General features: G+C 74.9%; 8 protein-coding genes and 1 tRNA gene. 4 read left to right on the top strand and 5 right to left on the bottom strand.

The genetic code is table 11. The features are described from left to right. Window positions 1–215, bottom strand: a 215-nt coding sequence (locus tag ABT299_RS51845) for a metallothionein (protein ID WP_500255380.1), incomplete at its 3' end; no start/stop codon positions are given. A 199-nt stretch (window positions 216–414) separates the two neighbouring features. Between ABT299_RS51845 and ABT299_RS51840 the strand changes: the two genes are divergently transcribed. Beyond that, on the top strand, window positions 415–1,788 hold the full coding sequence (locus tag ABT299_RS51840; RefSeq protein WP_190866290.1) for a nitrate/nitrite transporter: 1,374 nt from the start codon (window positions 415–417) through the stop codon (window positions 1,786–1,788). On the opposite strand, the gene ABT299_RS51835 is transcribed toward ABT299_RS51840, so the two are convergent. Together ABT299_RS51835 and ABT299_RS51830 are read right to left on the bottom strand one after the other, a co-directional pair. Beyond that, window positions 1,736–2,464: a maleylpyruvate isomerase N-terminal domain-containing protein gene (locus ABT299_RS51835; protein WP_190866288.1), complete on the bottom strand. Its 729-nt coding sequence runs from the start codon at window positions 2,462–2,464 to the stop codon at window positions 1,736–1,738. The two genes, ABT299_RS51840 and ABT299_RS51835, sit on opposite strands and share 53 nt — an antisense overlap. A 232-nt stretch (window positions 2,465–2,696) precedes the next feature. Continuing rightward, on the bottom strand, window positions 2,697–3,113 hold the full coding sequence (locus ABT299_RS51830) for a plectin (RefSeq protein ID WP_500255379.1): 417 nt from the start codon (window positions 3,111–3,113) through the stop codon (window positions 2,697–2,699). A 208-nt stretch (window positions 3,114–3,321) separates the two neighbouring features. Between ABT299_RS51830 and ABT299_RS51825 the strand changes: the two genes are divergently transcribed. From ABT299_RS51825 to ABT299_RS51815, 3 genes are all read left to right on the top strand, one after another. Next, the gene (locus tag ABT299_RS51825) at window positions 3,322–4,053 is read left to right on the top strand and encodes a DUF7873 family protein (RefSeq protein WP_433252464.1); all 732 of its coding nucleotides are present in this window, start codon (window positions 3,322–3,324) and stop codon (window positions 4,051–4,053) included. 42 nt (window positions 4,054–4,095) lie between these two features. After that, a tRNA-OTHER gene (locus ABT299_RS51820) sits at window positions 4,096–4,190 on the top strand. Between the two features lie 366 nt (window positions 4,191–4,556). Next, the gene (locus ABT299_RS51815) at window positions 4,557–5,129 is read left to right on the top strand and encodes a TetR/AcrR family transcriptional regulator (protein WP_190866281.1); all 573 of its coding nucleotides are present in this window, start codon (window positions 4,557–4,559) and stop codon (window positions 5,127–5,129) included. A 35-nt stretch (window positions 5,130–5,164) separates the two neighbouring features. Here ABT299_RS51815 and ABT299_RS51810 read toward each other — a convergent pair whose 3' ends face one another. Together ABT299_RS51810 and ABT299_RS51805 are read right to left on the bottom strand one after the other, a co-directional pair. Beyond that, a complete protein-coding gene (locus ABT299_RS51810) occupies window positions 5,165–5,806 on the bottom strand; it encodes a LutC/YkgG family protein (protein ID WP_500255378.1) in 642 nt (213 codons plus the stop codon). Beyond that, window positions 5,803–7,194 (bottom strand): lactate utilization protein B (locus ABT299_RS51805; RefSeq protein WP_500255377.1); only part of this gene is annotated, 1,392 nt, incomplete at its 5' end. The genes ABT299_RS51805 and ABT299_RS51810, both read right to left, overlap by 4 nt.

The raw sequence follows: 7,194 nt of genomic DNA, 5'->3' as shown, positions 1-7,194 counted from the left end.
CGCTCCGGCTCGGCGGCGCGCGCGCAGTGGGCACCGCAGTAGAACCGCCCGCCCACCTCGACACCGTGCCCGAGGATCCGGCATTCGCAGTGCTCGCAGATCGGCGCCATCCGGGTGATCGCGCACTCGAACGAGTCGAAGGTGTGCACGTCCCCCTGCGCGTGCACCTCGAACGACATCGCGTAGTCGTTCCCGCAGACCTCGCAGGTCGCCATCGGTCCTGTCTCCCTCCCCCGCCGCGCCGCGATCACGGTCTACCCCGGCGGGGCGGCGGCCACGCGCCCCCGGCCGGTCTCACACCTCGCGCGCGCACGCTGTGCAGTGGAGTTATCACCGCCGCATTGCGGGCCACACAAGCACGAAACGGCCTGTTCCTAGCGTCGTGCCGCGTCAGCGACCCCAAGGAGACACCCGATGACCGTCACGACCGAAGCGGCGCCGCGCACGCGCCGCCCCTCGCTGAAAGGCCGCTGGATCGAGGACTGGCGGCCCGAGGAGCCGGAGTTCTGGGCCGCGACCGGGGCCCGCACCGCCCGCCGCAACCTCGCGTTCTCGATCTTCTCCGAGCACATCGGGTTCTCGGTCTGGACGCTGTGGTCGGTGCTCGTGCTGTTCCTCGGCCCGGCCTACGGCATCGACCCGGCCGGCAAGTTCATGCTCACCACCGTCCCGGCGGCCATCGGGGCCGCGCTGCGGATCCCCTACACCTTCGCCGTCGCCCGGTTCGGCGGCCGCAACTGGACCATCGTCAGCGCCTCGCTGCTGCTGGTCCCCGCGGTGCTCGCCGCGTTCCTCATCAAGCCCGGCGTCTCGTACTCCACCCTGCTGGTCCTCGCGGCGGTCGCGGGCGTCGGCGGCGGCAACTTCGCCTCCTCGATGGCCAACATCAACGCCTTCTACCCGCAGCGGCTCAAGGGCTGGGCCCTCGGCATCAACGCCGGCGGCGGCAACGTCGGCGTCGCCGTCGTACAACTCGTCGGCCTGGCCGTGCTCGCCACCGCCGGCAAGGGCCACCCGGGCCTCGTCGCCGGCATCTACATCCCGTTCATCGTGCTCGCCGCGCTCGGCGCGGCGCTGTTCATGGACAACCTGTCGCAGGTCCGCAACGAGAAGCGGGCGATGCGCGACGTCTGCGGGGACGGCCACACCTGGATCATGTCGCTGCTCTACATCGGCACGTTCGGGTCGTTCATCGGGTTCGGGTTCGCCTTCGGGCAGGTGCTGCAGGTCCAGTTCAAGGCCGACTTCGACACCCCGATCAAGGCCGCCTACCTGACCTTCCTCGGGCCCCTGCTCGGCTCGCTGATCCGGCCCGTCGGCGGATGGCTCGCCGACCGGACGGGCGGCGCGAGGGTCACGTTCTGGAACTTCGTCGCGATGGCGGTCTCGGCGGGGATCGTCCTCACCGCCTCGCGGGAGAAGTCGCTCGCGCTGTTCGTCACCGGGTTCATCCTGCTGTTCGCGTTCAGCGGCCTCGGCAACGGCTCCACCTACAAGATGATCCCGGCGATCTTCCGGGCGAAGGCGCAGCTCGGCGTCGCGAACGGCGGCGACCCGGTGGCCGCCGAGCACGAGGCCCGGCGGCTCGCCGGCGCGCTCATCGGCATCGCCGGCGCGATCGGCGCGTTCGGCGGCGTGCTGGTCAACATCGCCTTCCGGCAGTCGTTCCTGACGTCCGGGACCGGGGACGGCGCGTACCTCGCGTTCATCGCCTACTACGCCGTCTGCTGCCTGCTCACCTGGGCGGTCTACCTGCGGACCCACCCGAGGAGGCCGGCGGGCGTCTGACGCCCTGCCGCGCGTTGCGCTGCCGCCCGCCCCGCGACCGGCCGGGCCCCTCCCCGGGGTCCGGCCAGTTCGGCGCGCGGCCCGACGACCGCAGCACCGACTCCCACGCGTCCCCGGACTCCAGGGGCAGGTGCGGCACCCCCCAGTGCCACGCCGACACGAGCACGTCGGGGTCGCGCGGCCGGTAGTCCGCGCCGATCGCGCGGGCCATGTCCCAGGCGTGCAGGTGCCACTCCACGCACGCGGCGCCCGCGTGGTCGCCCACGGTGTACTTGGTGCCCCGGTAGATCAGGTGGGTGCGGTCCCACATGTCCGGCATCAGGTCGGCGTAGGCGCCGGCCGACACCGAGAACGCCGTGATCCGCTCCGGGCCCGGCTCGGGCGGCAGCACCGCCAGCTCGGCCGCGTTCTGCCGCGCCTGCTGGCGGATCAGCACCGCCGACGCCGCGTCCTGCGCGAACAGCTTGGCCAGCCGGCTGTCCGGCGCGTCCTGCAGGTACTCCAGGAAGTTCTCCGCCACGCACCGCAGGTGCCCGGCCAGGTCGATCAGCTGCCAGTCGGCGCACGGCGTCGGCACGTCCCAGTCCTCGACCGCCGACGCCAGCTCACGGATCGCCCGCGTACCGTCCTGGTAGGACTCGAGTACGCGGCACCGATCCGGCGGCGTGCGCTCCACGTGACTTCCCCCCGCGTCCAGGGCACCGGCGCCCTCCCCGCCGGAGCGCGTCCCGCGCCCGCCGCGCGCGGCGGGCGGTACGGGCCGCCCCGGCGTTCCCCGAGAGGGCAGACTCTCAGAGTTCGGTGGCCGGTGCCACTCGGTGGTGCTGTGTCGTCCCACGTGGTCCCACGTGGGCACGGGCCGCCGCCACGGCCCCCCGGCCCGGGCGGCGGCGCCCCTGCGCGGCCGCTCAGACGGCCGCGGCGGGACGCGTCCGGAAGCTCAGCCGGTGCGCCTCCCGCGCGGTGCGCAGCCGGTCGACCTCGTCGGTCCACGGCCGCACGGACGGGCGCGCCTTGGCCTTGCGGCGCTCGATCTCCGCGGCGCGGCGGGCCTTGGAGTCCTGCGCGTCGGACACGTAGGTCTTCGGGCCCATCGCGATCCGCTCGGCCGCCTCCGCCGCGGCGAGCACCTCGGTCATGGCCTGGTCGAAAGCGATGGTCAGCTCGTGCAGCTCCGGCCCGGGCACGTCCGCGCCCTGGGCGTCCCGCAGCGCGCGCTCGGCCTCGCGCGCGGCCGCGAGGCGCGCCTCGTACTCGGCGGCCAGCCGCTCGTCGGCCTCGTACTGCTCCGCGACGTCCTTGTCCACCCTGCGGATCAGCGGCATGGCGATACTCCCTCAAGCTCACGATCTTCATCGTCCGATCGAGGCCAGCGTACGCGCGCCGCCCGCCGGGTGTGACGCCGGACACCGAACTCGGCGCCTTTACGCAGTAAGGTAACGCTGGGCGACGCCCCGCCGACCCGAAATCGGGATGCGAGGAAGATCCGGGATCAGTACCGTTTCCGCCGGAAACACGGGGAGGCGAGGGACCATGGCGAAGCTCAACCAGATCATCGCGGTCGAGAAGGGCGCGAAGAGCCGCGCGCAGCGCGAGATCGCCGAGATCGGCCAGCGGCTGCAGAAGACCGCGCTGCTGTCCGGCATCTCCCGCACCTACCAGCCGCTCGACGACGAGGGCGAGTCGCTGCCGCCCGAGTCCACCCGCGTGCAGGTGAAGGCGGAGGGGACGCTCAAGGAGGTCGCGGCGGCGCTCACCCGGCTCTTCGACATCACCGCCACCAAGGACTGGGCCAACTGCGACGCCCGCGCCGACGTCACCGTCGACGGCCGGACCGTCCTGGAGCAGGTCCCGGTGGCGCACCTGCTGTTCCTGGAGAAGCAGCTCACCGAGCTGGCCGCCCTCGTCGACCGGCTCCCGGTGCTCGACGCCGCCGAGTCGTGGACGTTCGACGAGTCCGCCGACGTGTGGCGGACCGAGCCGGTCAGGACTACCCGCACCAAGAAGATCCCGCGCGCGCACGTCCTGTACGAGGCGACCACCGAGCACCCCGCCCAGGTGGAGACCTACACCGAGGACGTCATCGTCGGCACCTGGACCAGGACCGCCTTCTCCGGCGCCCTGCCCGCGCGCCGGGTGAACGAGCTGCGCGAGCGCGTCGCCAAGCTGCAGGCGGCGGTCAAGTTCGCCCGCGAGGAGGCCAACGGCGCGGAGGTGACCGACCGCAAGGTGGGCGAGGCCGTCTTCGGCTACCTTTTCGCCTGAACCGCCCGCGCCGGCGCGGGCCGCACAACTGAAGACTCCCCCGCTGGAGCGCGGGGGTCGGGCGCAAGCCCGAAGCTGAGAATGAAGTTCAGCTTGATCACGTGGCGTCAGCGGAGGTTCGAATCCTCCCCGGAGCACTCGGGCCCCGGTAGCTCAGCGGCAGAGCGGCCCATGAATCTCAGGCTCTCGCTCCAGTCTCAGCATCTCCGCCCGTCACCGGCGGGCGGGGGACGGCGAAGGTCGCCGAGGTGCCAGTTCGAATCTGGTCCGCCGCTCTCCGTGCGGCGGTGGTTCAAAGGGAGAACACGGCGAACTGAACCTGACCGTCCCCCGGAAACGCGCCGGTGCGCGCATCAGGGCGGAACCACCAAGGGCCCCGGGACTCGGGCAAGTCCCGGGGCCCGCCGCCGTCCGGCGCCCGCCGTCCGGCGCCCGCCGCCGGCACGGCACGGCGCGCGCCCGCGTCCCCGATCATGTCGGCGGCCCCCCGTACGCTTGCCCCCATGGTCAGGCAGCCCAGCATCAACGCCCAGAACCGCGCGCCGCTGTCGATCGAGCGGATCACCGAGGCGGCCCTGCAGATCGTCGACGGCCAGGGACTCGGCCGCCTCACCATGCGCCGCCTCGGCGACGCCCTCGACGTCGAGGCCATGGCGATCTACCACCACCTCCCCCGCGGCAAGGAGCAGCTCCTCGACGGCCTCGTCGCGCACGTCGCCGCCGCCCCCGCCGACACCGGGGCCGCGGACGCCGCGTCCTGGCGGGGCGTCCTGCGCGCCTGGGCCGGCGACTACCGCTCCCGGCTCCTCGCCCACGCGGGCGTGCTCCCGCTCGTCGTCACCCGCCGCAACCCGGCCGCGCTCGCCGCGACCGTCGCGTCCCTGCGGGAGGTGATGCGGCAGGGCGGCGTGCGCGAGGACTCCGCCGCGGTCGCCGCGCACACACTGCTCGGCTACGTCATCGGGCACGCCGCCCTGGAGGTCCGCGGGACGGCGGAGGACGGCGCCGACCGCGCCGTCGACTGGGACGCCCGCTTCGCCGCCGGCCTCGACCTCGTCCTCGCCGGCGCCGGGTAGCCGCCCGCGCGGCGGAGCCGGGCAGCGTGCGGGGCTCAGTCCTCGACGACCAGCACCTCGAGGTGCCGGGGGCCGTGCATGCCCTCCGCGCCCGCCATGTCCGCGGCGTACGCGGCCGACGGGCCGCTGATCCAGGTGAGCGGGCGGGCCGGGTCGAGCCGCTCGACCGCCTCCGGGACCGTCCCCACGATCTGCTCGGCCTGCACGACGCACAGGTGGTAGGCGGGCAGCAGGGTGAGGGCGCGGCGGCCCTGCGTCGGGCCGCCGTCCAGCACGACGGTCCCGGTCCGGGCGATCGCGACGGCGCACCCGGTGACGACGCCGTCCGCGGCGGCGAGGGCGTCCACGTCGATCGCCGGTCGGTCCGCCATCGCGCGCACCCCGTCCAGCTCGGCGAGCCAGCCGAACGGCAGGTCCGCCGGGACGACGATCTGCTTGGCCTCGCGTCCCCACAGCGCGGCGGCGACCGCGGTGGCCAGCTCGTCCGCGCCGACGTGCCGCACCGCCGCCCGGTTCTCCGCGAGCCGCTCGCCGAACAGCGCCGGCACGTCCGCGCCGGTCGCCGCCTCCGCGGCGGACAGCCGGCGCGCGTACCCGCGCGGCACCGGCGGGGGCGTGCCGCGCGCCCCGCCGAGCGCGTCCCGCACCCGCCGCAGCACCTCGTCCCGGGAACTCACCCGCGCCTCCTCGCCCACCACGCGCGGAAGGTCTCCGGCGGCGGCGCGGGCAGGTCGCGGGCCTCGGTCCACTTGCCGAGCAGGCCGGGCAGCCGGCGGATCCGGCCGCCGCGCGACATCAGCCGCGCCCAGCGGGTGCCGCGGCGCAGCGCCGCCTCGTACCGGCGCGGCTCGGCCATCGTCCAGGCCAGGCCCCGCATCAGCACCAGCTCCGGCGTCGGGACGGGCCGGTGGCGGCGCGACTCGACCACCCGCCCGCGCAGGTGGACCAGCACCTCCGGGATGTCGATCTTCACCGGGCAGACGTCCGCGCAGGCGCCGCAGAGCGTCGAGGCGAACGGCAGCGACGCCTCGGCGGCCCGCTCCACCCCGCGCAGCTGCGGGGTGAGGATCGCGCCGATCGGCCCGGCGCGGACCGGCCCGTACGGCGCCGGCCCGGTCCGCTCGTAGACGGGGCAGACGTTCAGGCAGGCCGAGCAGCCGATGCAGCGCAGCGCGGCGCGCCCGACCTCGTCGGCGAGGGCCTTCGTGCGGCCGTTGTCGAGCAGCACGAGATGGAACTCGCGGGGCCCGTCGCCGGGGGTGACGCCCGTCCACGACGACACGTACGGCGTCATCGGCGCACCGGACGACGAGCGCGGCAGCAGCTGGAGCAGCACCTCCAGGTCGGCCCAGGTCGGGACCACCTTCTCGATGCCGGCGACGGAGATCAGCGTGTCCGGCAGCGTCAGGCACATCCGGCCGTTGCCCTCCGACTCCAGCAGCACGACCGTGCCGGTCTCCGCCACCAGGAAGTTCGCGCCGGTGACCGCGACGCGCGCGCCGAGGAACCGCTCGCGCAGGTGCAGCCGCGCCGCCTCGGCGAGCGCGGCGGGATCGTCGGACAGGCCCCCGGCGGCGCCGGGGAGCCGCCGGACGAACAGCTCGCGGATCCGGGCGCGGTCGCTGTAGGGCGCCGCGGACGCCGGCCCCGCCGGGTCGTCCTCGCCGAGCCGGGCGACCAGCTCGGCGAACCCGGTCTCCCGGACCGTGACGCCCGCGCGGGCCAGCGCCCCGTTCAGCCCGATCTCCCGGGTGACCGCCGACGTCGACTTGACGACCTCGGACGCCCCGGCGGCCCGCACCAGGCCGGTGACGATCCGGCGCGCCTCGGCCGCGTCGGCCGCCCAGTGCACGCGGCCGCCCGCCTCGGTGACGGCCCGCTCGAGCTCCTCCAGATGCGCGTCGAGCGCGAGCAGCGTCGCGTCCTTGACGGCCCGGCCCGCCTCGCGCAGGTCCTCCCAGTCGGCGGGCCCGGGGTCCGCCGAGCGCCGCTCCCGGACCGCCGCGGCGGCGCCGCGCAGGCCGCGGCGCAGGGCGGTGTCGGCCAGCGCGGCCCGCGCGGCGAC

This window comes from Spirillospora sp. NPDC000708, assembly GCF_040299565.1.
Classification (GTDB): Bacteria; Actinomycetota; Actinomycetes; order Streptosporangiales; family Streptosporangiaceae; genus Spirillospora.
The sequence above is the reverse complement of the archived record's forward strand: the minus strand, read 5'-3'. Positions and strand labels throughout refer to the sequence as shown.

Excerpts from the sequence above, each read along its gene's own strand:
- ABT299_RS51840 (WP_190866290.1), top strand. The coding sequence starts at position 415 with ATGACCGTCACGACCGAAGCGGCGCCGCGCACGCGCCGCCCCTCGCTG.
- ABT299_RS51830 (WP_500255379.1), bottom strand. The coding sequence starts at position 3,113 with ATGCCGCTGATCCGCAGGGTGGACAAGGACGTCGCGGAGCAGTACGAG.
- ABT299_RS51825 (WP_433252464.1), top strand. The coding sequence starts at position 3,322 with ATGGCGAAGCTCAACCAGATCATCGCGGTCGAGAAGGGCGCGAAGAGC.
- ABT299_RS51815 (WP_190866281.1), top strand. The coding sequence starts at position 4,557 with ATGGTCAGGCAGCCCAGCATCAACGCCCAGAACCGCGCGCCGCTGTCG.